This window comes from Micromonospora sonchi, assembly GCF_014646235.1.
Classification (GTDB): Bacteria; Actinomycetota; Actinomycetes; order Mycobacteriales; family Micromonosporaceae; genus Micromonospora; species Micromonospora sonchi.
Genome location: NZ_BMNB01000027.1, coordinates 1 through 22,624 on the forward strand (window position 1 = coordinate 1; position 22,624 = coordinate 22,624).

22 protein-coding genes and 1 pseudogene are annotated in these 22,624 nt (G+C 72.7%); 20 read left to right on the forward strand and 3 right to left on the reverse strand.

The features are described from left to right. Positions 1-278: 278 nt before the first annotated feature. From IEY61_RS23580 to IEY61_RS23650, 15 genes are all read left to right on the forward strand, one after another. Positions 279-665: a hypothetical protein gene (locus IEY61_RS23580; RefSeq protein WP_189047980.1), complete on the forward strand. Its 387-nt coding sequence runs from the start codon at positions 279-281 to the stop codon at positions 663-665. Continuing rightward, on the forward strand, positions 662-1,756 hold the full coding sequence (locus IEY61_RS23585) for a HEAT repeat domain-containing protein (protein WP_189047983.1): 1,095 nt from the start codon (positions 662-664) through the stop codon (positions 1,754-1,756). The genes IEY61_RS23580 and IEY61_RS23585 overlap by 4 nt, the downstream gene beginning before the upstream one ends. A 311-nt stretch (positions 1,757-2,067) precedes the next feature. Continuing rightward, positions 2,068-3,597 carry a phage tail sheath family protein gene (locus IEY61_RS23590; RefSeq protein WP_189047985.1) on the forward strand — a complete coding sequence of 510 codons (1,530 nt, stop codon included), beginning with the start codon at positions 2,068-2,070 and terminating at the stop codon, positions 3,595-3,597. A 24-nt stretch (positions 3,598-3,621) separates the two neighbouring features. Further along, complete coding sequence (locus tag IEY61_RS23595) at positions 3,622-4,065, forward strand: phage tail protein (protein ID WP_189047989.1); 444 nt, start codon at positions 3,622-3,624, stop codon at positions 4,063-4,065. Between the two features lie 4 nt (positions 4,066-4,069). Further along, positions 4,070-4,519 (forward strand): hypothetical protein, encoded by a 450-nt coding sequence (locus IEY61_RS23600; RefSeq protein ID WP_189047991.1) that lies wholly within the window; start codon positions 4,070-4,072, stop codon positions 4,517-4,519. Beyond that, complete coding sequence (locus IEY61_RS23605; protein ID WP_189047994.1) at positions 4,516-4,674, forward strand: DUF6760 family protein; 159 nt, start codon at positions 4,516-4,518, stop codon at positions 4,672-4,674. The genes IEY61_RS23600 and IEY61_RS23605 overlap by 4 nt, the downstream gene beginning before the upstream one ends. A gap of 4 nt (positions 4,675-4,678) precedes the next feature. Next, on the forward strand, positions 4,679-7,471 hold the full coding sequence (locus IEY61_RS23610; protein WP_189047996.1) for a hypothetical protein: 2,793 nt from the start codon (positions 4,679-4,681) through the stop codon (positions 7,469-7,471). 61 nt (positions 7,472-7,532) lie between these two features. Next, a complete protein-coding gene (locus IEY61_RS23615; RefSeq protein ID WP_189047998.1) occupies positions 7,533-7,970 on the forward strand; it encodes a phage tail protein in 438 nt (145 codons plus the stop codon). Positions 7,971-7,974: 4 nt separating this feature from the next. Further along, entirely contained in the window at positions 7,975-8,745 is a 771-nt protein-coding gene (locus tag IEY61_RS23620; protein ID WP_189048000.1) for a CIS tube protein, read from the forward strand. Beyond that, entirely contained in the window at positions 8,735-10,477 is a 1,743-nt protein-coding gene (locus IEY61_RS23625) for a VgrG-related protein (protein WP_189048002.1), read from the forward strand. The genes IEY61_RS23620 and IEY61_RS23625 overlap by 11 nt, the downstream gene beginning before the upstream one ends. Before the next feature lie 61 nt (positions 10,478-10,538). Further along, on the forward strand, positions 10,539-10,802 hold the full coding sequence (locus tag IEY61_RS23630; RefSeq protein WP_229706385.1) for a PAAR domain-containing protein: 264 nt from the start codon (positions 10,539-10,541) through the stop codon (positions 10,800-10,802). 5 nt (positions 10,803-10,807) lie between these two features. Continuing rightward, on the forward strand, positions 10,808-11,218 hold the full coding sequence (locus IEY61_RS23635) for a GPW/gp25 family protein (RefSeq protein WP_189048006.1): 411 nt from the start codon (positions 10,808-10,810) through the stop codon (positions 11,216-11,218). Next, positions 11,218-13,173 (forward strand): putative baseplate assembly protein, encoded by a 1,956-nt coding sequence (locus IEY61_RS23640; RefSeq protein ID WP_189048008.1) that lies wholly within the window; start codon positions 11,218-11,220, stop codon positions 13,171-13,173. Before IEY61_RS23635 ends, IEY61_RS23640 begins: the two co-directional genes overlap by 1 nt. Positions 13,174-13,204: 31 nt before the next feature. After that, a complete protein-coding gene (locus IEY61_RS23645) occupies positions 13,205-13,729 on the forward strand; it encodes a phage tail protein (protein ID WP_229706386.1) in 525 nt (174 codons plus the stop codon). Continuing rightward, the gene (locus tag IEY61_RS23650; protein ID WP_189048013.1) at positions 13,726-14,982 is read left to right on the forward strand and encodes a zinc ribbon domain-containing protein; all 1,257 of its coding nucleotides are present in this window, start codon (positions 13,726-13,728) and stop codon (positions 14,980-14,982) included. Before IEY61_RS23645 ends, IEY61_RS23650 begins: the two co-directional genes overlap by 4 nt. Here the strand turns inward: IEY61_RS23650 and IEY61_RS23655 are convergent. Beyond that, positions 14,897-17,794, reverse strand: coding sequence for an AfsR/SARP family transcriptional regulator (locus IEY61_RS23655; protein ID WP_189048015.1), 2,898 nt, complete (start codon positions 17,792-17,794; stop codon positions 14,897-14,899). The two genes, IEY61_RS23650 and IEY61_RS23655, sit on opposite strands and share 86 nt — an antisense overlap. A 198-nt stretch (positions 17,795-17,992) precedes the next feature. Between IEY61_RS23655 and IEY61_RS23660 the strand changes: the two genes are divergently transcribed. Genes IEY61_RS23660 through IEY61_RS23680 form a run of 5 tightly spaced genes read left to right on the forward strand, consistent with a single transcriptional unit; the run spans position 17,993 to position 21,975 of the window. Then, positions 17,993-18,529: an RNA polymerase sigma factor gene (locus tag IEY61_RS23660; RefSeq protein ID WP_189048017.1), complete on the forward strand. Its 537-nt coding sequence runs from the start codon at positions 17,993-17,995 to the stop codon at positions 18,527-18,529. Then, positions 18,526-19,308, forward strand: a complete 783-nt coding sequence (locus tag IEY61_RS23665) for a zf-HC2 domain-containing protein (RefSeq protein WP_189048019.1) — start codon at positions 18,526-18,528, stop codon at positions 19,306-19,308. The genes IEY61_RS23660 and IEY61_RS23665 overlap by 4 nt, the downstream gene beginning before the upstream one ends. Next, complete coding sequence (locus IEY61_RS23670) at positions 19,305-20,060, forward strand: ABC transporter ATP-binding protein (protein WP_189048021.1); 756 nt, start codon at positions 19,305-19,307, stop codon at positions 20,058-20,060. The genes IEY61_RS23665 and IEY61_RS23670 overlap by 4 nt, the downstream gene beginning before the upstream one ends. Next, positions 20,057-21,352 (forward strand): ABC transporter permease, encoded by a 1,296-nt coding sequence (locus IEY61_RS23675; RefSeq protein WP_189048023.1) that lies wholly within the window; start codon positions 20,057-20,059, stop codon positions 21,350-21,352. The genes IEY61_RS23670 and IEY61_RS23675 overlap by 4 nt, the downstream gene beginning before the upstream one ends. Then, positions 21,349-21,975, forward strand: coding sequence for a hypothetical protein (locus IEY61_RS23680; RefSeq protein ID WP_189048025.1), 627 nt, complete (start codon positions 21,349-21,351; stop codon positions 21,973-21,975). Before IEY61_RS23675 ends, IEY61_RS23680 begins: the two co-directional genes overlap by 4 nt. Before the next feature lie 66 nt (positions 21,976-22,041). On the opposite strand, the gene IEY61_RS23685 is transcribed toward IEY61_RS23680, so the two are convergent. Both IEY61_RS23685 and IEY61_RS23690 read right to left on the reverse strand, forming a co-directional pair. Further along, positions 22,042-22,362 carry a helix-turn-helix domain-containing protein gene (locus IEY61_RS23685; protein ID WP_189048027.1) on the reverse strand — a complete coding sequence of 107 codons (321 nt, stop codon included), beginning with the start codon at positions 22,360-22,362 and terminating at the stop codon, positions 22,042-22,044. Further along, a pseudogene (locus IEY61_RS23690) lies at positions 22,362-22,574 on the reverse strand (type II toxin-antitoxin system RelE/ParE family toxin); the annotation flags it as partial. The gene IEY61_RS23685 and the pseudogene IEY61_RS23690, both read right to left, overlap by 1 nt. Positions 22,575-22,624: the final 50 nt, after the last annotated feature.

The following is a 22,624-nucleotide window of genomic DNA, read 5'->3' on the forward strand; positions in this document are numbered from 1 at the left end:
CGCCACCCTGCGTTCTTACCTGTCCACTGCCGCCAAGCACGGCATGGACGCCCTCGACGTGCTCAAGCAACTATTCACCACCGGGCCGTGGTTGCCCCAAACGGCTACCCCAAGCTGAATACGTACGGCCAGGGCTCTACAAGGCCACCAAGACAGGACCCAACGCCTTCACCGGCAGTTTCGCCAACCTGGTTTCGGCCGCCTGGCAGCAGTACGACGCACTAACCACTGTCGACAAACATCCCGGAAACGTATTCCTGGTAAGGGCGGACGGGAAAGTGCCGCGACCGGCCGAAAACTATACCGTGCCGAGCGGCGGGACCAAGGGGGCCGTCTACACGGACACCTGGCGAGCCGAGTTGACCCGACAAAAGGATCTCGAAAAGCGCAAGCTCCAACTCCAGAATCCCGAGTGGACGCAACCGGGCCTTCAGCACTTGGCGGAAAATGGAGCCAAGCGCGCTGTCGAACAGCAGCACGGCATGGGCTGGCTCGACCTGCGCCTGCACAAGGGGATGTGGGAAGAACACCACGTCAAGCCGGTCAACTGGGGCGGAGACAACTCACTCAACAATCTGATCTTCATCCGCACGGGGCAGCACACGCCAATCACGAATTTCTTCGAGTACTGGCTGAAGCCGGAGATCATGAAGGACATAAAGTGACGGACGTCAGCGGCGAGACCCAGCGACTCATCCAAGAATCCCTGGTCGCAGACAATCCTGAGCGCTTGATCAGCGAGCTGGTCGCCAGCGGGCCCGACGCTCTTCAGCAGGTCCTCGCCGCCGTGAACACGAAAGCCAATCGCTACCTTCCGAGCCTGTACGAGGTGGTACGGCGCAGCACCTACCCGGCAGCCGTCCCCGTGTTACAGCGAAATGTCGACATCGGTAACTACGCGACAGTCGGCAGTGTCTTCATAGCTCTCGCTCATAACGATGAGGCGAGCGCGTTGGACGTCGTGCTCCAACACCTCACTGATCCTGCCGCAATGTTCACGACTCGAGCGGCGGCGGCCAGCGCGCTCTACGGCGTGACACAGCCAGCCGCCACCCAGGCCCTGCACGCCACTCTGGCGGAACAGCAGACCGACCCGGATAATCCGGAATGGCCGTTACTACTGGTCAACACGGCTACCGCCCTGGCCACCACGAACGACCACAGCGGCGCCCCCGCCCTCTACCTGCTGATGGAGAGCGATCACGAAACTGCTCGTTCACTGGCCACCGGCGCACTCCGCATCGTGATCGACCAGGACGCCCTACGACAACTGGCGACCGCTCTCGCTGATCCGAGTGCCGAGGTGCGAACTGCTGCGGTCGATCCCGTCTTTCTGATCGGCTCACCCGCAGCTGCCGAACTGCTGCTACGCCGCGCCGAAGACGATTCGGACGACATTGTGCGGTACAACTCGCTCCTCCGGTTCGGCGACATACTGGGGCTGGCACTCGGCGGCCTGGACGACCTCTCGTTCGCGCAGGACGAGTGGGCAACGACGCGGCCAGATCTCGATCAAGACGTGTGCTATCGCTTCGGCGAGGCGATCACCCTGGAGAACCTCGTGGAAGAGTTCACCGAGGAGAAGCAGCTCCGCGAGAGAGTCGCCGAGGAGCTGGAAATAGTCACTGGCATCGACGTGCCGTCGGTCTTCAGACAAGGAGGCATCGACGCCGTACGCAACGCCACCGCCGAAGCGTCGATCCGGCCGGGCCGGGTCCACAAATGGGGGTACGAACAGCCGTTGCCCCAACGGTGAGGACCAAGACGACAGACAGCGCCTCCGATCGACGCGTATCCGAGGTCGGTTTGCCGCCCGATTGACGGTGCCGCCCGCGGCCCTGCCGCACGACCATGCCGCACGACCATGCCGGGCTGTCCGGGATCGACGCTGCCTGCGGCTGTTAACAAGGGGCCCTTCCTATACATGAAGCGTTAATGAGGGGCCCCTCCTTACACGAGGTGCGCTTAAGGGCAGCGAAGGGTTCCCGATCAAGCGGCCTGGTGGACGTTTGATCCTCAGCGCATGAGCGGGACGCTCGACTCGATCCCGAGGGACGAGGAGGCGTGATGCCCAACTACCTGGCGCCGGGTGTGTACGTCGAAGAGGTGGAGTCCGGCTCCCGCCCGATCGAGGGCGTCGGCACGGCGGTCGCCGCGTTCGTCGGCTTCGCCGCGCAGGGGCCTTTCAACACCCCGACGCTGGTCACCAACTGGAGCCAGTACTCGCAGATCTTTGGTGAGTTCGCCCCGGACTGCTACCTGGGCCACGCCGTCTACGGGTACTTCATGCAGGGCGGCGGGGCCGCGTACATCGTGCGGGTCGGCGGCGACCGGGCCGAGGAGGCGCTGCCCGCGGCGGCCGCACCGAGCGCCGTGCTCGGCACGTACAAGGTGGTCGCCCGGGCGCTGCCCGAGGGCACCCCGGAGGACGTCAGCGTCGAGGTCGCCGATCCGCCGGAAGGTGCCGGCGAGGACCGGTTCAACCTGGTGGTCAAGCGCGGTGGGCAGGTGGTCGAGACGTTCGAGTCGGTGACCACCAAGCGCGGCAAGGACAACGTGGTGACCGTGGTCCGCGATCGATCGAAGCTGATCACCATCGAGGAGGCGGCGCCGACCGGGCAGCTGGCCCGGCCCAGCGGTGGTGAGGTGGCGCTGGCCGGCCCGGGGCCGACCTCCGCCCCGGAGAGCGTCTCAGCGGAAGAGTACGTGGGCGACGCGGCGGAGCGCACCGGCTTCGGCGGCCTGGAGGCGGTCGACGAGGTGACCATGGTCGCGGTGCCCGACCTGATGGGGGCCTACCAGCGCGGCGCGATCGACCTGGAGTCGGTGAAGACGGTCCAGTCGGCGATGATCGCCCACTGTGAGCTGATGGGCGACCGGATGGCCATCCTGGACCCGCCGCCCGCGCTCAACGCGCAGCAGGTCCGGGAGTGGCGCACCGACCAGGCCGGTTACGACTCGAAGTACGCCGCCCTCTACTACCCGTGGATCAAGGTGTTCGACCCGGTGGCCGGCATCAACCGGTTCATGCCGCCCTCCGGTCACCTGGCCGGGGTGTGGGCGCGCAACGACGGGTCGCGCGGGGTGCACAAGGCACCCGCCAACGAGGTGATCCGGGGCGCGGTCGCGCTGGAGACCCAGTTGACCCGCGCGGAGCAGGAGCTGCTGAACCCGCTGGGCGTCAACTGCATCCGGGCCTTCCCCGGCCGGGGCATCCTGGTCTGGGGCGCCCGTACGCTCTCCTCCGACCCGGCCTGGCGCTACCTGAACGTGCGGCGGCTCTTCAACTACCTGGAGGAGTCGATCCTCAACGGCACCCAGTGGGTCGTCTTCGAGCCCAACGACGACATGCTCTGGGCGCGGATCCGGCGCACGGTGAGCGCCTTCCTGGTCAACGAGTGGCGGCGCGGGGCGCTGTTCGGGCTCACCCCCGACGAGGCGTTCTTCGTCAAGTGCGACCGGGAGACCAACCCCGCCGAGAGCATCGACGCCGGCCAGGTGGTCTGCCAGATCGGTGTCGCGCCGGTCAAGCCCGCCGAGTTCGTGATCTTCCAGCTGGCGCAGATGTCCGGCGGCACCAGCCTGGTCAACGAGTAGTCCCCGTAGCGTCAGGAGGCAGTCGTGCCGCTCCCCGATTTCGACTCCGCCGTCGGCCACTCGTTCGGGCTGGAGGTGGACAGCATCGTCATCCGGCAGATCACCGAGGTCACCGGCCTCAAGATGGAGCAGGATGTCATCGAGTACAAGTCGAACACCGCCGACGGCAAGTTCGCCGTCCGCAAGGCACCCGGCGCGCCGAAGGCCGGCGAGGTGACGCTCACCCGGGGCCTGACCGCGGACAACAGCTTCGAATCGTGGATCAAGGATTGCCGGTTCGGCAAGATGGGCCAGGCCCGTAAGGGCGGGGCCATCATCGTCTTCGACTACGAGGGCATCCCGATCAAGCGGTACAAGCTGACCAACGCCTGGCCGAAGAGCCTGGAGATCAGCTCACTCAAGGCCGGCGACACCAGCGTGCTCACCGAGAAGCTCGTGGTGACGTACGAGGCGATGGAGGTCGAGTAGCCCCATGCGCCGTACGTCGTCGCTCGTCCCGCCACCCGGTACCGACGCGGCCGAACCGCCCGCCGTCGCGCCGCGGCGCGAGACGCTGCGTACGGAGTTCCCGTTCGAGCTGCCCCGCGGCTACGTCGACGGCTCCGGGACGGTGCACCGGGACGGGGTGATGCGGCTGGCGACCGCCCGGGACGAACTGGTGCCGCTGCGCGACGACCGGGTACGCGAGAATCCCGCCTACCTGACCGTGGTGCTGCTCAGCCGGGTGGTCACCCGGATCGGCACGGTGGTGGACGTCCACCCCGGCGTGGTGGAGGACCTGTTCGCCTCCGACCTGGCGTTCCTTCAGGACATGTACCGGCGGATCAACAGCGAGGGGCACACCCGCGCCAGCGTGGTGTGCCCGGAGTGTCAGCACCGCTTCGCGGTCGAGCTCGCCGGTGGGCGCCTGGGGGAATCGTGACGTACGCGGCCGACCGCATCTACTCCGAGGTCGCGTACGTCGCCTACCACTTCCACTGGTCGCTGGACGAGATCCTCGACCTCGAACACGGCGAACGGCTGCGCTACGTGGCCGAGATTGCGAACATCAACACCCGCATCAGTCAGGGACGGTGACCCCATGTGGCGGTGGCCGTGGCGCTCGCAGCGGACGGTGCAGCGCTCCACTGCGCGAGACGCCACGCCCGACGCCGCGTCGACCCATGACCGCACGCCAGCGACGGCCGACGACGGTGAGGGCGAGACGGCGACCAGCGACCGCACGGCCGAGACGGCGACTGATGTCGCGCCGTACCGGCGGGACGATCCGCCGGCCTGGCAGGGCCTGCCGCCGATCCAGCGGATCACACCCGACGAGCCACGGTTGAACCTGCCCGAGGCGTTCACCGGCACGCTGGCGTCCTGGCGCGACCCGTCGTACCTCGCCCCCCTCGGTCACCTCGTCTCCGACGCCGAACCGGCCGGTGTGCTGCACGGCGCCGCCGAGCCGGTGACCGCGCCGGCGGATCCGAACCCGGTCGGGCAGTCCGCCGCCCACGAAACGGCCCCGATGCCGCTCGCGGCGCCGGCCGCGCCGGCATCGCACCGCACGGCGTCCCTGCAACGGTCGGTGATCGGCTCCGGACCGTACGATCCCGCGCCGGCCAGCCCGGGCCCAGCCAGCCCGCACAGTTCCGGCCCGGCCACCTCGCCCGGCCCGGCCACCTCGCCCAGCCCGGTGACGAGCGAACCCAGCCCGGCCACGAGCCACGAACCGGGCGCCGCCAGCACGTACGATCCGGGCCAGGCCACGCCGCACGCGCTCCGGTTGCCGCCGGCCCAGCCGCCGGGGCCGTTGCCGGATTTGCCGCTGGCGGCGGCGCGGCCGGTACCGCTGGAGCCGCTGTCGGTCAGCCGGCTGCTGACCGCGCCACCACCACCCGTGGAACTGCACCTGCCCACGGTCAGCCCGCCGACCACCGTGGCGCAGCGCACCGTCGAACCGTCCACCGCCGAGCCGACCGACGCCGAGCAGCCGGGCGGCGAACAGCCCGCCGCACCCGACGTACCCACGCTGGGCCGCGAGCCCGTTGGCCCGGCGCTCTCCGCAGGCGGCGCACCCGCCATCGACGATCCGGGGCGCACAGCGCCGGCGGACGCAGCCGGACCATCGGGAGCGTTCGGCGGGCGGCCACTCGACCTGGCCGTGCAGCGGAGTTCGCCGGACGTCCCGCGACCGCCCCGCCGGCTCGGTCTCGGCGAACCCATCGTTTCTCCGCTGCTCCCACCGCGCGACGCCACGTCAGCGGCAGACCCGGTGCAGCGCGTGCCGGCCGGCGACAGCGCATCCACACCCCCGCTGGTCCACCGCCCGGTCGCCGTCGGTCAACCGGTCACCAGCCCGAGCGCCGCCCACCAGCCGGTCACTGGCCCGAGCGCCGACGCCGACCAGCCGGACGGCAACGACCGGGGCGCGACCGAGAGCGATGCGAGCATCGGCGACCAGGCGGGACTGATCGGGGAGACGGTCGTCTCGCGCCTCGCCGCCGACACCGACACCGACACCGACACCGACACCGGCACCGGCACCGGCACCGGCGATGGTTCCCCGACACCGGTCGGTGACCTGCCGGTCGTTGGTCCGCTGGCAAGCGGGAGCACGCCGGCCGGCGGCCCGCCCTCGGGCGAGGGCGGGGCGTCAACCACCGTGCAGACGTTCGTGCCACCGGACGACGAGCGGCCCGCCGAGGCGCAGGTGGCTCCCCTGCTCGGCCAACCGTCCGTAGCGGCGCCCTCCGGCGACGAGGAACCGGCACCGCCCCGGGTCAGCACGCCTGGACCGGCCGGCCGATCCGACCGGGCAACGGACCCCGGCGTCGGCCGGACCATCGGGGACCTGCCGATGGTGTCCCGGCTGGCCATGCCCGTCTCCGCAGCCGATTCCCCGGTACGGTCGACCGGCGGTGGCGCGAACGCCGCACCGACCGGCAGCACCACGCAGGAGGCACCGGCCGCATTCGACGCTGGTGCCGCGACCCCCGGGACCGACGCGCCAACCGGGGGCATCGAGCATTCCGGCACCGGGTCCGACGCTGCCGGCCTGGTTGGGGGCTACGGTGAAGCGCCGGATCAGCCAGCCGGTTCGAGTGGGCAGCCCGACGTCGCACCGGCACCACTGCCCCTCGTGGTGGCCCGGTTGGTCGGCGACCGCCCGATCCGGTCGCTGATCGGGGAGGAGCCCGAGCCGGCCGCGCCCGCCGGGCCGAGCGTGCAACGGGTGACCTGGCAGCACCACGAGGCGCGGGCGGCCACCGTCCCGCTCACCGCCGCCGGGCTGGACCGCTCCGAGCCGCACGCCGAGTCACAACTGGTGGCGGCCGCGAGCGGCTCGGCGCCGAGCGGGGCGGGTGGCAGCACGCCGGTCCAGCGCTGGGTGGGTGCGCTGCCCGGCTCGCCGTCCCCGTCCGTCCGGCCCGACTCCGGCGGCGACAACACCCCGACCACCAGCCGCACCATTCCCGGCGGCGGTAGCACCCCGATGACCTTTTTCACCAGTTCCGGCAGCGGTGGCGCTCCGATGACGTACCTCACCAGTTCCGGCGCGGGCAGTGCCCCGGCGGCGTACCCCGACGGGCTGGGCGGGCCGCTGCTCGTGCAGCGGGCCGAATCCGCGGCCGCGCCTCCGGACGACCTGCCTCCCGCGGAGGTGCCCAGCCCGCCCCCGCCCGACCTGCCTGCCCCGCCAGCGACCGCGGCGGCGCCGCCGCCCGGTGACGCGGCGGTGGCCGGCGGTCCGGCGGCGTCGGGGACGCCGGCCGCCGGGATCGAGCCCGAGGAACTGCTGAAGAAGCTGTACGACCCGCTGCTGCGCCGGTTGAAGACCGAGTTGCGCCTCGACCGGGAACGGCACGGGGTGCTCGGCGGACCCGGCTGACCACACCACCACGCAGCCGTGAAACGGCGGCGAACCAGCGCCGAACGAGCAGGAGGAATGGATGACCAAGGACGAGGTCGCCGTCGCGATCGCCTTCGTCGTCAAGATCGACGATCAGGATCTCGGCGCGTTCAACACCTGCGACGGACTGGGCTGCGAGGTGGTGGTGGAGCAGCGGGAGGAAGGCGGCAACAACGGCCACGTCTGGCAGCTGCCGACCCGGATGAAGTTCTCCAACGTCAAACTCTCCCGGCCGATCACGGCGGAGAGCACCAAGCTGATGCGCTGGTTCTCCGGCATGGCCAACGGGATCACCCGCAAGACCGCCACCATCGAGGCGCGCACGCTGGAGGGCACTGTGATCGCCCGCTGGGGGCTGCTCGACGTCATCCCGGTGAAGTGGTCCGGGCCGCAGCTCAACCCGGACAGCCCGAAGGTCGCCGTGGAGACCCTGGAGCTGGCTCACCACGGCTTCTTCGGCCCCGGGTCCGGGGGGTGAGCCCGTGAGCGCCTCGCCGGTCACCTTCACCGCCGCCGGCAGCCCCGCCGGCCGGGGCGGCGGCGCCCCGCCGCAGCTGACCCACGCCTACCTCCAGTTGCACGAGCCGCCCCGCAACGGCGGCACCGCCTCCCCCGGACCGAAGCTGAGTCAGATCCCGTTCCAGTTCAACCCGAAGGAACTGGCGCTGACCAAGACCGCCAAGTGGAAGCGGGACGCGCAGCGCAACGCGAAGAAGAGCGGCGTGCCGGAGTTCACCGGGTCGGACCCGTGCAAGCTGACCCTGGAGATGTTCTTCGACGCCACCGACACCATGGACAGCTCGGTGGTGAAGCGGGTCGAGGAGCTCTTCGCCTGCTGCGTACCGACCGACGCGAGCCGGCAGCAGAAGAAGGGGTCGCCGCCGTGGGTGGTGTTCCACTGGGGCGGCATGGTCGGCTTCCCGTCCTTCGTGGCCAGCGTCAACGCCAAGTACACCCTGTTCACCCCGGGCGGCACACCGGTGCGGGCGCTGTGCTCGGTGACCCTGGAGGAGATCTCCGGCGAGCAGCCGGGGCAGAACCCCACCTCCGGCGCGCTGGCCGCCCGGGACATCCACGTCGTCGTCGCCGGGGACACCCTGCACTCGGTGGCCTACCAGGCGTACGGGCGGGCGGGGCTGTGGCGGCAGATCGCCGAGGCCAACGAGATCGACGACCCGATGCGGCTGCGTCCCGGCACCGCCCTGCTGGTGCCGGCGCCGGAGGAACTGACGGACGGTGCCCATGGCCAATGAGCAGTTCGCCAACGCCCTCCTGGTCGAGGTGGGCGGCAGCCCGCTGCCCGCGGAGATCGCCGCGCTGCTGACGTACGCGGCGGTGGACGACAGCCGCAACCTGCCCGACCGGTTCGTGCTGCGCTATCGCGACCCGGACCGCAGCGTGCTGGCCAAGGGCGGCTTCGCCATCGGTGCGCCGGTGCGGCTGAGCGTGCAGACCTCCGATCCGGGTGGTCCTGCCCTGCTGCTCAACGGCGAGGTCACCGCTCTGGAGTGCGAACTGGACGCGACCGGCACGTTCAGCGAGGTACGCGGCCTCGACCTGGCGCACCGGCTGCTGCGCGGGCGGCGGGTCGCCGCGTACCCGGGGATGAGCGTGCCCGACATCGTGCGCAAGGTGGCGCAGCGAGCCGGACTGAAGGCGGGCCGGATCGACCCGGTGGCCGGCATCGGCGGCGAGCCGGAGACGCAGCTCAGCCAGGACAATGTCAGCGACTGGGCCTTCCTGCACCGGCTCGCGGAACTGGTCGGCGCGCAGGTGATGGTGATCGACGGCGAGCTGCACCTGCGGATGCCCGAACCACCGGCCGGCGCACCGGACACCTCCGCGCGGGCCACCCAGGACCCGCTGGTGCTGGAGGTCAACCGGAACCTGATCTCGTTGCGTGCCGGGGTGACCGCCACCGCGCAGGTGCCCGAGGTGGGCGCGCGGGGTTGGGACCCGGCCACGAAGCGGGCGGTCAGCTCGACCGCGACGCCGAAGGTGCCCGGCGCCGAGGGGATCGGGGTGGACCCGGCCGAGCTGGGGAAAAAGGTGGGCAGCCCGCCGTACCTGGTCGCCGACCCGACCCTCGGCACCGATGCCGCGGTCCGGACGGTGTCCGGCGCGCTCGCCGGCGACCTCGGTGCCGGCTGCGCCGAGATCGAGGGGGTGGCCAAGGGCAACGCCCGGCTGCGCGCCGGCGCGGCGGTGGCGCTGGCCAACATCGGCGAACCGTTCCAGGGCAAGTACGTGCTGACCAGCACCCGGCACGTCTTCAGCGAGCAGGCCGGCTACACCACGGCGTTCACCGTCTCCGGCCGCTCCGACCGATCGCTGTACGGCTTGACCGCCGGCGGTGCGGTGGCCGAGCGGCCCGGTCAGGGCCTGGTTCCGGCGGTGGTCAGCGACGTCAAGGATCCCAAGAAGCTCGGCCGGGTCCGGCTCACCCTGCCGTGGCTGGACGAGAAGTACACCACCGGCTGGGCGCGGGTGGTGCAGCCCGGCGCGGGCCCGGACCGGGGGGCGGTGCTGCTGCCGGAGGTGGGCGACGAGGTGCTGGTCGGGTTCACCGGCAGCAACCTGGACGCCGCCTACGTCCTCGGCGGGTTGCACAACGGCAAGGACGCGCCGCCGAAGCTGGACACCGACGCGGTGGACGGCGGCAGCGGCCGGATCGCCGCGCGGGCGTTGGTCAGCCGCACCGGCCACCGGTTGGAGCTGCTGGAGGCCGGCAGCGGCCCGGACGGGATCCTGATCGCCACCGGCGACCGGAAGTTCACCGTACGGCTGGACCGCACCGGCAAACAGATCGAGATCGTCAGCGACGGCAAGGTCAGCGTCCAGGCCCGCAACGGAATCAGCCTGGACGCCGGTACCGGATCGTTGGAGCTGGCCGGGCAGCGGGTCAGCGTCACCGCGAAGGGAGATCTGGGCATCGAGGGACAGGGCCCGGTCACCATCCGTGGCGCCGTGGTCCGGATCAACTGAGCGAGCCGGGGAGATTCCTCGGCTGCACCGAAGGGAGAGTGCCGTGCCACCAGCCGCACGCGTGGGCGATCCCACCGCCCACCCGGGGACGATCGGCGGTCCCGGTGTGCCCACCGTGCTCATCGGCGGGCAGCCCGCGGCGACCGTGGGCACCACGCACGCCTGCGCCTTCCCGGGCACCCCACCACACCCGCCGTCACCGCTCGTCCCGCCCGGCTGCCCGACCGTGCTGATCGGCGGGCGACCCGCCGCCCGCGTCGGTGACCTGACCGGCTGCGGAGCCCCGATCATCGCCGGCTCTCCGACCGTGCTGATCGGCGGGTGAGGTCGATGACCACGGACTTCGTCGGCGCCGGTTGGGCGTTTCCGCTGCGTACCGACCCGACGGGTGGGATCGCGCTGGTCCGTGGGGACCGGGAGGTGGTGGAGAGCATCCGGCTGATCCTCGGTACCGCGCCCGGTGAACGGCCCGGCCGGCCCGAGTTCGGCTGCGCCATCCACGAGTTGGTGTTCGCCCCCGCTGACCCGTCCACCGCCGGTCAGGTCGCCTACCAGGTGCGGTTGGCCCTGGAACGGTGGGAGCCGCGCATCGAGTTGGACGACGTGCTGGTCGACTTCGCCGACGCCGCCCGCGGCACCCTGCACATCGACATCCGCTACCGGCTACGCCAGGACAACGACCCGCGCAACCTGGTCTTCCCGTTCTACGTCATTCCCGCGCACGACCCCGGAGCCGAGTGATGGCCCTGCCCGCACCGAACCTCGACGACCGCCGTTTCCAGGACCTGGTGGACGACGCGAAGCGCCTGGTGCAGCGGCGCTGTCCCGAGTGGACCGACCACAACGTCTCCGACCCGGGGGTGACCCTGATCGAGACGTTCGCGTACCTGGTCGACCAGATGCTCTACCGGCTCAACCGGGTGCCGGAACGGCACTACGTGAAGTTCCTCGACCTGCTCGGCGTCACCCCGTTCCCGCCGGCGGTGGCCTCGACCGACGTCACGTTCTGGCTCTCCGCACCCCGTGACGCGCCGGTCGTCGTGCCCGCCGGCACGCACGTGGCGACCGTCCGGGCCGAGAACGTCGAGCCGGTGACCTTCGAGACGCTGCGCGAGCTGACCGTGCCGCCGTGCCAGCTGCGGCGGGTGGTGACCGTGCCGGCCGGTGGCCAGCCGACGGACCGTACCGGTGAGCTGGGCAGCCCGGACCGGGTGCCGGCGTTCGCGGACCCGCCGGCGGCCGGCGACGCGGTGCTGTTCGGGCTCGACGAGCCGGTGCCCGGCTGCGCGGTGCTGCTCACCATGGACTGGGCGGTCGCCGGGCGCGGGGTGGACCCGACGAACCCTCCGCTGGTGTGGGAGGCGTTGACCGACGACGGCTGGGTGGAGTGCCCGGTGGAGCGGGACAGCACCGGTGCGCTCAACCGGGCCGGCGAGGTGGTGCTGCACGTACCGGCCGGGCACAGCGCCTCGGTGGTCGCGCGGCACCGCGCCGGATGGTTGCGGTGCCGGCTGCGCCAGCCCGTCGCCGGGCAGCCGTTCTTCCACGCCCCGCCCCGGCTGGGCCGGGCCGAGGCGGCCACCATCGGCGGCACGGTGGAGGCCTACCACGCGGAACTGATCGCCGGGGAGAGCGTCGGCGCGTCCGAGGGGGTGCCCGGTCAGCGGTTCACGGTCCAGCGGGCGCCGATCGTGGCCGCCGACGGGGCGATCGAGATCGAGGTGAGCGGCGCCGACGGCTGGCAGGTCTGGCGGGAGGTGGCGTCCTTCGCCGACTCGCGGCCCGAGGACCGGCACGTGTGCGTGGACCGGAGCACCGGGGAGATCCGCTTCGGACCGGCCGTGCGGCAGCCCGACGGCACGATAAGCCGGCACGGGGCGGTGCCGCCGAAGGGCGCGGTGATCCGGATTCCGGCGTACCGGACGGGCGGCGGTCGGCAGGGCAACGTGGCCGCCCGCACGCTCAGCGTGCTGCGCGATCCGGTGCCGTTCGTGTCGACGGTGACCAACCGGGCCGCGGCGACCGGCGGGGTGGATGGCGAGTCGCTGGCCGAGACGTCGGTCCGGGGACCGCTGACCCTGCGCACCCGGGAGCGGGCGGTCACCGCCGAGGACTACGAGCAGCTGTCCCGGCAGGCCGCGCCGGAGGTACAGCGGGTGCGGTGCGTACCGGCCGGAACAGGCTCCAGCGCGGTGCGGGTGCTGGTCGTCCCGGCGTTGGGTGAGCACCGGGACACCGACGACGACGCGGCCCGGTTCGCCGCGCTGCGGCCGCGCGACGAGATCCTGGAACGGATCCGGACCTTTCTCGACTCCCGCCGCTGCGTCGGTGCCCGGGTGCTGGTGGAGCCGCCGTTCTACCAGGGGGTCACGGTGGTCGCCCAGGTCCGCGCCCGGCCCCGGGCCGGCGGCTCCAACGCCGATCTGCGTCGCCGCGCGGTGCGTGCCCTCTACGACTATCTGGATCCGGTGCGGGGTGGGCCGGAGGGCATCGGTTGGCCGTTCGGGCGGCCGGTGCAGTCCGGGGAACTGCACGCGGTGCTGCAACGCGTCACCGGGGTCGATCTGGTGGAGGAGGTACGGCTCTTCGGGGCCGATCCGACCAGCGGGGATCGCGGCGAGGCCGTGCAGCGCCTCGAACTCGACGTCAACGCGCTCGCCTTCTCGTACGGCCACCAGGTGCGGGTCACCGGGTGACGGGCCGACCAGCCGAGGTCAGGAGGGGTTGATGCGGGGTTCCGTACCGGGGCTGGTCAGCCCGCACCCGATCGGGCAGCAACTGCCCGCGGTGTATCTGGAGGACGACTTCGCGCAGCGGTTCACCGCCGGCCTAGACGAGGTGCTGGCGCCGATCCTGCTGACGTTGGACTGTCTCGACGCCTACTTCGATCTGGAGTTGGCGCCCCCGGATTTTCTGGACTGGCTGGCCGGTTGGGTGGCCGCGCCGGTGGACCGGGACCGGCCGCACCAGGCCCGCCGCGACCTGGTGCGGCACGCGATGGAGCTGCACCGTTGGCGCGGCACCGCCCGGGGCGTCGAACTGGCGCTCCGGATCGCTACCGGGGCCCGGGTGGAGGTCACCGACAACGGCGGCGTGAGCTGGTCGGCGACGCCGACCGACGCGCCGCCGGCCGACGAGACACCGCAGGTCCGGGTCCGGATCCACGGCGACGTCGACGAAGCGCTGGTACGCCAGGTGCTGGGCTCCGCAGTGCCGGCACACGTGCGGGCGACCCTGGAGATCCTGCCATGATCATATGCGACGTGTGCGGCGCGACCAACGAAGCCGGCGCCCAGTTCTGCGGCACCTGCGGCGAGTTCCTGTGGAGCCGCTCGGCACCGGAACAGCCGTCCGAGGCCGCCGACCGGGAACCGACCAGGACGCCGCCCGACGAACGCGGGCGAGCCACCGCCACCACGGACGGGCCATCAGCGGCCGCGGACGTTGCGCAGCCGGTAGTCGAGGTCGGAGAAGCGAAGCAGGCCCACAGCCGGGCACCGGTCGACGCCGATGCGGGTGAATCCGGCGACCAGCGCCCGCCCGCCCGCACGGCGACCACCGACAGCCGGCGCGGCGACTCCGCCCCGCGCCCCCGGCACCCGGACGACGGCGCCGCCGCCGGCGCGCCGGATCCCCGGCCCGCGCGACCCGAACCGCCGAAACCCATGCAGCCCGGTGCACCGAAGCCGGTGCAGCCTGGGCCGCCGGAGCCCGGGCCGGTGTCGGCGGACGGGCCGCCACGCCCGCCGGACGCCCGGGTGACCTGCCCGAATCCGGCCTGCGGTGCGCAGAACGACCCGGGCCGGCGGTTCTGCCTGCGCTGCGGTACGTCGTTGGCCGCCGCGCCGGTCGCCACCGAACGCAGACGCACCTGGTGGCAGCGGCTGTGGGACCGGCTGCGGAGGCGCACGCCCCGCCGTCGCCGTAGCCTGCGCGAGGAGGAACGCCGCGTCGGCGCCGCAGCCCGCCGGCTCGTGCTGATCGTGCTGGCCGTCTGCCTCGTCGCGGTGCTGGCCGTCGTCGGGCCGCCGCTGGCCCGGCGGGCGCTGGAGGCGGTACGCGACCGCACCCAGGACCCGACCCCGCTGGTACCCGCCTCGGTGGTCGCCTCGTCGGAGGCCCCCGGCGCCGGTGCCAGCCGGCTGACCGACGGGGCGAGCAACCGGTACTGGGCGCCCGCCGGCAAGGCCACCGACTCGTGGGTGGAGGGTCGGTTCAACGAGCCCGTGCGGCTGCTCACCGTGGTGATCACTCCGGGTGTCAGTCCGCGCCGGCAGGCCTACCTCGCCGCCGGGCGGCCCCGCGAGTTGACCGTGGTCACGGTCAACGCCGCCGGCGAGAAGCAGAGCACCGACATCGAACTGGTCGACGAGCCCGGCGAGCAGCACTTCGACGTGTCCATGCCGGACCTGGTGCGGATCAGGCTGGTTGTCCGCTCGACGTACGGTCCGGGGCTGATCCCGGCCGTGGCGATCGGGGAAGCGGAATTCTTCGGCCGCCGGTGACCGGGGCCGGCGACGGGGCGCCCGCGACCACGGACGGGTCCAGCCCGAGGGAGACGAGCACGTCGGCGTAGCGGCGGCGGGCGTGCGCGGCCGCGGCGGCGTTGCCGGCCCGGTCGTGCGCGGCGATCAACGTCCGCCAGCCGGCGTCGTGGCACGGGTCGATCTCGACGCAGCGCGCCGCCATCGCCACCGCCGGTTCGGTCCCGTCGCCGCCGCGCAGGGCGGCGTCGGCGAGCCGGGCCGCCGCGTCGGCCGCCTGCCGGCGCAGAGTCTCCCGCTCGGCCACCACCCACTCCGCCGGGCCGTCCTCCGGCAGCAACTCCCCGGCGTACGCGGTCACCGCCGCCCGCAGGTCGTCCAGCGCCCGGGGATCGGTGGGCCCGTGCCGGGCGGCCCGTGCCATCGCGCGCCGGAACTCGCTGACGTCGCACCACGTCTCCGGCGGCAACGCCAGCAGGTACGCGTCACCGTCGCGGTGCAGCAGCGTCTCCCGGTCCCCGAGCGGCAGCTGGGTGTCGAGGAACCGCCGCAGGCTGGAGAGGGCGACGTGCAGGGTCCGGGTGGCCGTCGCTGGGTCGGTGTCCGGCCAGAGCGCGTCGAGCAACCGGTCGCGGTGCACCGGGGCGGCCCGCATGGCGAGCATCCGGGCCAGTGCCCGTGCCCGTGGGCGCAGCGGAGCCCAGTTCAGCGGCTCGCCGTGCAGGCAGATCTGGAAGCCGCCGAAGCAGCGTACGGTCAGCGGGGCCGGACGCGGCGCGGTCGCCGACGGCCGGGCCTCGGGAACGAGCCACGCGAACACCACCGTCCTCGGCAGCCCGGCGTGCTCGGCGGCGGCGTGCACGGCCGCCAGCGCGGTGCTGCGGCCGGGCCCGGCGGGCATCCCGGCGGCGAGGGCGAGCACCGGCGCCCCCGGCACTCCGGCGGCTCGCGCGGTGCTCTCCGCCCGCCGGACCTCGACCTCGGCGTCGGGCACCCGGGCGCGCGCCGCGGCCAGCGCGAGCAGGGACTGCGCCCAGGCGGCGAGCACCCCGCCGTCGACCGCGCGGGCCCGGTCGAGCAGCCGGGCCGCCTGCTCCGGTTCCGGGCCGCCGCGCACCGAGCGGGCCAGCGTCGCGCAGCCCGCCGCGAGCAGCGCACCCCACCGGTCCCCCAGCCGGTCGCACTCCTCCACGACCGTGGCGGCCTCCTTCAGGTCGGCCTCCTCCCCGCTGAGCGCCGACACCGCCCGGGCCAGTCGGACCAGCCAGGGCAGTCCCGCGCGGTCGGCGGCCAGGCCGACGGCGGCGACCGCGGTGACCGCCTGCGGGTCGGCGCGGGCCACCGCGACGGCGGCCCGCAGCAGCCGGCCGGCGAGCCCGACCAGGTCGTTGTCGGCCCAGGTCTGCTGTTCCAGCACGCGCAGCGCCTCGCCGACGTGACCGGCCAGCAGCGAGGCGGTCGCCCGGACCAGCACGTCCTCGGCCCCGGTCAGCCGTTCCGCCTCCCCGACCACGATCGCCGGATGGCGGCGGGTGGCGGTCCGCAACCAGCCCGACCAGTGCCCGCGCCAGTGGGCCGCGTCCGGCAGCCAGGCCGCCACGTCCGCCCGCAGCGACCGGCAGCGGGCCGCGCCCGGACCGGCACCGAACAGTTCCTCGGCCCGGCGCAGCAGCGGGACCGCCGACGCCAGTTGCCCCTCGTTGATCCGGTGCTGAGCGTCGGCCAGCACCAGCCAGGGATCCTCGGCGATGAACCAGGACGGCAGCAGGTCGGACCACGGGTCGAGACCGCGCACGGCCACGGCGTTGCCGGCGGCGTCGAGCAGCCGGTGCACCTCGGCCCACTGCTGGGCGCGGGCGAAGCAGCGGGCCGCCTCCAGCGCCGCGCCCTCCTCGGCGAGCAGCCGCCCGGCGCGGGCGTGCCACTCCCGGGCCCCGGACTCTCCCTTCTGCTCCGTCAACACGGCCGTGAGGTGGCCGCGGAGCACCTCGTGGTAGGTGAAGGACCGGCCGCCGTCGTGGGAGACCGTGAATGCCTGGCGCCGTTCCAGCTCCTCCAGCGCGGCCTGCCCGTCGCCGCCGCCCAGCAGCCGGTCGCACCGCTCGGCGGTGACGATCTCGAAGACGGAGGTGAGGACCAGGAAGCGGTGCAGGTCCGGGGCGAGCTCCGCCAGCACCGTACGGGTGAGGTAGTCCCGGGACAGCGCCGAGCGGACCGCCAGCGTGGCCACGGCCCGGCGCCGGTCGGGCAGCGGTTGGCCCTGGGTGGACAGGTGGTAGAGCTTCAGCCCGGCCGCCCATCCGCCGAGCCGTCGGGCCAGCGCCGCCACGTCGTCGGCGGGCAACGGCTCCCGGTAGACGTCCCGCAGCAGCCGCTCCACCTCCCAGGTGCGGAAGCGCAGCTGCTCGGCGTCGATGACGACGCTGTCGGAGAACTCGTGCCGGGTCAGGATCAGCGGCGAGACCCGACGGGTGCCGATCAGGACCGCCAGGCCCTCCCCGGTCAGGCCCAGCGCCCGTTCCAGCAGCACCGACTCCCCCGGCGAGCCCTCGATCAGGTGCAGGTCGTCGACGATCAGCAGCCCGTTGTCGCGGTCGGGCCGCGCCGCGTCGACGCGGTCCAGCACCCGCGCCGGGTCCGCGTCCGCCGGCACGATTCGTAGCCAGTGCACCGGCCCGTCGACCCGATCGGCGTACTGGGCGAGCAGCGTGGTCTTGCCGCACCCGGCGGGCGCCACGACCAGGCCGAGCGATCGGGGTCGGACGTCCAACGAGGTGATCAGCCTCGATCGCACCAGGCCCTGCGACGGACTGCGGGCAGAATCCGTCGACATCACGTGCACCTCCCCCGACGCCGCCATCAGGACACGTTGCCGTGACCGCACCAACGCTCATGGTAGTCACCGGAGGCGCTCCGTAGCGTCCGGTAGTCCGGCCCACACCCATCGGCTGTGAGGCGATCGACACCGATCACCTGACCGGTCCCCGTCGCTTCGAGAACCGTTTCGCGGCCGGCTGCGTCCTAACCTTGCGTGATGGACGAGGACGACGGGGCGCTGCTGCGCCTCGTCGGAGCGGGCGACCGGCGTGCGTTCGACGTGCTCTACGCGCGGCACGCACCATGGCTGGTGCTGCGCCTGCGTCGCCGCTGCCGCGACCGGGAGTTGGCCCAGGAGCTGTTGCAGGAGACGTTCCTGACGGTCTGGCGGGCGGCGGCCGGCTACCGGGGTGACGGCGCGGCGGTGCACTGGCTGTGGGCGGTCGCGCTGCGCCGGCTGATCGACACCCGACGCCGTGCCCTGGCCCGCCCGCAGAGCGCCGGCCCGGTGCCGGAACCGGTCCTGGCCTGGTCGCCGTCGGCGGAGGAAGAGGCGCTGGCCGGGACGTACGACGCGGATCTGGAGCGGGCCCTTCATTCGTTGTCGCCCGAGTTGCGGGCGGTGTTGCAGGCGACGGTGCTGGACGGGTTGACCGTGCGGGAGGCGGCGGTGGTGCTGGGCGTACCGGAGGGCACGGTGAAGACCCGGGCGATGCGGGCCCGCCGCGAACTGCGGGAGGCGTTGTCGTGACTGAGTTTCACCTTGACGCGCGGGTGCTCGCCGCGTACGTCGACGGTGGTCTGGACGACGCGGATGCCTGGTCGGTGGAGGCACATCTCGACCGATGCGCCCGGTGCCGGGCTGGCATCGTCCTCGACGAGCCGGCCGAGCGGCTGGTCGAGGCGGTGGCGGTGGCGCTGGTACGACGCCTGCCGTCGCCGGGACGGGCGCGGCCGGCGTCCGCGTGGCGGCGCCTCCTGGTGCTGCTCAGTGCCGCGCCGGCGGCCCGGGGCGCCTGGTTGATGGCGGTGGCCGTCGCCGGGCTGACCTCCCTGGGAGTGTCGGTCGGTCCGGCGGTGCTGCCACCGTGGCTGCTGCTGCTCGTCGCGCCGGCACTGCCGGTGGTCGGCACCGCCCTGTCGTACGGGCCGCGCACCGATCCGCTGCACGAGCTGGTGGCGGGCACCCCGCACGGTGGGCTGCGGATCGTGCTGTGGCGCACGCTTGCGGTACTCACCGCCACCGCGCCGGTCGCGGTCCTCGCCGGCGCGGTGACGGGACTCGGTCCGCCAGCGGTGTGGCCGCTGATGTGTCTCGCCTTGACCGCGCTGGCGCTGGCGCTCGGCTCGCTGATCGAGCCCGCCACCGCGGCGGGTGTGGTGCTGGGAGGGTGGGCCCTCGTCGTGTTGGCGCCCTTCGGCGCCTGGACGGTCGTCGTGGACAGCGGGCCGGTGTGGCTGGGTGTCACCATGGCGGCCCTCGGAGTGTTGTACGTACGTCGGGAACAGGTGGGGAGACGAGCGGCGTGACGACGGTGAGCATCTCAGGCCTGCGGGTCGGCTACGGCAGGCGGCCGGTCCTTGAGGACCTGAACCTCGAACTGGGTGTGGGAGTGCACGGCCTGCTCGGCCCGAACGGGGCTGGCAAGACCACCCTGATGCGGGTCCTGGCCACGGTGCTGCGACCCGATCGCGGCGACGTCCGGCTGCTCGGGCAGCCGCTGTCGGATCACGCGGGGCTGCGGGTGGCCCGCCGCCGGCTGGGCTATCTGCCGCAGTCCTTCGGGTTCTATCCGCGCTTCACTGTGCGGGAGTTCGTCGAGTATTTCGCCTGGTTGAGGGAGATGCCGTCAGCGGCGATCCCGTTGGCGGTGGACCGGGCGATCGAGCGGGTCGGGCTGCTCGACCGCGCCGACGACCGGATGAAGCACCTGTCCGGGGGGATGCTGCGGCGGGCCGGCATCGCCCAGGCCATCGTGAACGACCCACGGTTGCTGCTGCTGGACGAGCCGACCGCTGGCCTCGATCCGGAACAGCGGGTGGAGTTCCGGGCCCTGCTGCGGGAGTTGGGGCTGGACGCCGTCGTCGTGGTCAGCACCCACCTGGTCGAGGACGTCGTCGCCGCCTGCACCCGGGTCGGTCTGGTCGACAACGGGCGGCTGGTCTTCACCGGCCTGCCTGACGAACTCATCGCCGCAGGTGGTGACGGCGACAGCGGCGACTCCCCGATCGAGCGCGGTTACACCGCGGTACTGCGCGGAGCGCGGGAGGCAGCGCGGTGAACCGGGTGCTGCGGGTGGAGCTGCGCCGGGGCACCGCGCCAGCGGCGGCCCTGGCGATGTTCGGTGCCGGGGTGTGGATGCTGGCCGTGCACGTGGACCACTGGGCTGGCCGGTGGGCCGGCCTGGCAAACTACTTCCGAGTCTCGATGCTGATCCTGTGCGCGCTCATGGTCGCCGCCGGAGCGTGGCAGGCCGGCCGGGAGCGTCGGCGCGACCTCGACGAGTTGATCGGCTCCACCCCCCGTCCCGGCTGGCACCTGTTGCTGGTGGCGTGGCTGGCCGTGGCACTGGCCGGCAGTGTCGGTGTGCTGGTCGCCTTCGCCGGGGCGGCGGTGCTGGTTGCCCCGGTCGCGACGTACGGCGGAGGCGGCTGGTGGTGGACTCTGCTCGTCGGCGTCGTGGCGCTGGGCGCGGCCACCGCGTGCGGCACACTGGTGGGTCGGCTGTCGCCGCTGCGGGTCGCCGCGCCCGTCGCCGGCCTGGCCACGTACCTGGGGCTGGCGATCCTGCTGTACTGGGACACGACAGCAGCCGCCTGGCTCTCCCCCGTCAACCCGGGGTGGGGCGTGCACCGGGTCGTGCCCGACCGGGTCACCGCGGGGCAGGCGGCCTGGCTGCTGGCGCTCACCGCCCTTCTGTTGGCCGCCGCCGCCCGGCGGTGGCGCGTCTCCGCCCTGGCCGGCGCGGTCGCGATCGCCGTCGCGGTGGTGATCGTCACCGGGCCCGGCCCGCACCGCCTGCCGGCCGACCCCGGCGCGGTCGAGCTGGTCTGCACGGACACCGGGCCGCAGGTCTGCGTGTCCAGGATCAACGCCTTCCTCCTCGACGAGGTGGCGCCGGTCGCGCAACCGATCCTGGCGCGGCTCGACGGCATCCCCGGTGCGCCGCGGCGGGCGGTGGACCACGCCGCCGCGCCTGCCCGGACACAAGACACACCCGATGACGGGACCGTCTGGCTCCATCTGGACCAGCAGTCCACCGCCCGGGGTGGCCTGGCCAGCCCTGATGGGCTCCGCGCCGACTTCCGAGCGGTGACCTGGCCGCAGTGCCCCGTCGAGCCGGGTCGCGAGGTGAACCAGCAGGTGTACCTCGTCAGTGGGCTCGCGGCAGCCTGGCTGCTCGACGAGTGGAGACCCACCGACCCGGCGCTTGCGCCGGCACCCGTCGATCCGGCGCTCGAATCGCTGCGCGCGTTGCCGCTGGCAGAACAGCGCGCCTGGTTCGCGGCCTACCTGGATGCTGCGGCCCGCTGCGACGTGCCGGCGCTGCTGCACCTCGGGCGGCCACGGTGAGCGCCCGGCTGCTCAGGCTGCACCTGACCGCGCGGGGCGTACCGAAATTCGCGGTCGGCCTGGCCGTCGTCACGGTGCTGGCCTGGTCCGCCGGAAGCTGGCTGGCCAGCCGCTCCTACTTCAACGGGGCGCTCGCCCGGGTGCCGGTGGTCGCGCTCGCGCCGCTGCTCGCCGCCATCCTCGTCGCCCCCACCCTGGGCGGCGCCGACGATGACCTTGAGCGCAGCACCCCGCTGCGGTGGCGAGCGTGGCGGGCCGGGCATGTCCTGCTCGCCGGGCTGGCCATCGCGGCGGCGCTCAGCCTGGCCGGGCTGCGTGAGCCGCACGCCTTCGGCGCGTACGCGCTGGTCCGCAACACCCTCGGCTGCACCGGCCTGGTCGCCGGCGCGGCGGCGCTGCTCGGCGTACGTCTGGCGTGGCTGCCGGCGTTCGGCTACGTGTGCGCCGTCTACGCCGCCGTTCCCCGCCAGACGGATCCGGCCACCGCTCTCTGGGCCTGGCCGGTCCAACCCTCCACCTCCGCCACGTCCTGGCTGCCGGTGGTCGCGCTGTTCGGACTCGGCGTCGCCGCCTACGCCCGCTTCGGTCCCGGCCCGGCGATGGCGGCCCACCCGTCAGTTTGATCAACCGCCGGCCGGTTGCTGTGCGGCGCCGACGGGCGCGTATGGGAGGTGCCTACGATCGGGGCGTCAAGCAAGTTTCAGCTGCTCGTCACCGAAGTCAGCAATGAGTTTGAGCGTGCCGCCGAGAGCAGAGATGTACCGGTTCAACACCTCCTGAGTGGACACATCGCCGCCTTCGATCTGCGAGACGCGTGAAACCGATACGTCCATTCGGGCAGCTACCTGCTCCTGGGTGAGCCCTCGCCGCTTCCGCATCTCAGCGAGCCGCCAGCCCCGAGCTTCATCGAGCATCTGGCCGACCCCTGCATCGAAAGCCTCGCGCCCCCCAGCGGTCTCCACCGCGCGCTCCAGATGGCCGGATTCTCGCCAGCGCCGAACCTCGCTCATCACTCTTCCTCCCTCTCGCGTTCCTTGAGATATGTCGCGTACAGCTGCTCCGCCTCGGGGATCGCGTCTCGATACCACCGCTTCCACTGGCCCGACTTGTCGCCGGCGACCAGGAGGACTGCCGCTCTCCAAGGATCGAACACGAACAGAATCCGGATCTCGGAATGACCCGTCGAGGGTGGTCGCAACTCCTTCATGTTGGGGATGCGTGAGGGGTTACCGACCTCGCGGCGTCGCCGGTTCGAGAGGTGACGCTAGCGGG

Bases quoted from the DNA above. Each gene is read 5' to 3' on its own strand.
- IEY61_RS23590 (WP_189047985.1), top strand. From the start codon at position 2,068: ATGCCCAACTACCTGGCGCCGGGTGTGTACGTCGAAGAGGTGGAGTCC.
- IEY61_RS23600 (WP_189047991.1), top strand. From the start codon at position 4,070: ATGCGCCGTACGTCGTCGCTCGTCCCGCCACCCGGTACCGACGCGGCC.
- IEY61_RS23610 (WP_189047996.1), top strand. From the start codon at position 4,679: ATGTGGCGGTGGCCGTGGCGCTCGCAGCGGACGGTGCAGCGCTCCACT.
- IEY61_RS23615 (WP_189047998.1), top strand. From the start codon at position 7,533: ATGACCAAGGACGAGGTCGCCGTCGCGATCGCCTTCGTCGTCAAGATC.
- IEY61_RS23625 (WP_189048002.1), top strand. From the start codon at position 8,735: ATGGCCAATGAGCAGTTCGCCAACGCCCTCCTGGTCGAGGTGGGCGGC.
- IEY61_RS23635 (WP_189048006.1), top strand. From the start codon at position 10,808: ATGACCACGGACTTCGTCGGCGCCGGTTGGGCGTTTCCGCTGCGTACC.
- IEY61_RS23640 (WP_189048008.1), top strand. From the start codon at position 11,218: ATGGCCCTGCCCGCACCGAACCTCGACGACCGCCGTTTCCAGGACCTG.
- IEY61_RS23645 (WP_229706386.1), top strand. From the start codon at position 13,205: ATGCGGGGTTCCGTACCGGGGCTGGTCAGCCCGCACCCGATCGGGCAG.
- IEY61_RS23650 (WP_189048013.1), top strand. From the start codon at position 13,726: ATGATCATATGCGACGTGTGCGGCGCGACCAACGAAGCCGGCGCCCAG.
- IEY61_RS23655 (WP_189048015.1), bottom strand. From the start codon at position 17,794: ATGTCGACGGATTCTGCCCGCAGTCCGTCGCAGGGCCTGGTGCGATCG.
- IEY61_RS23685 (WP_189048027.1), bottom strand. From the start codon at position 22,362: ATGAGCGAGGTTCGGCGCTGGCGAGAATCCGGCCATCTGGAGCGCGCG.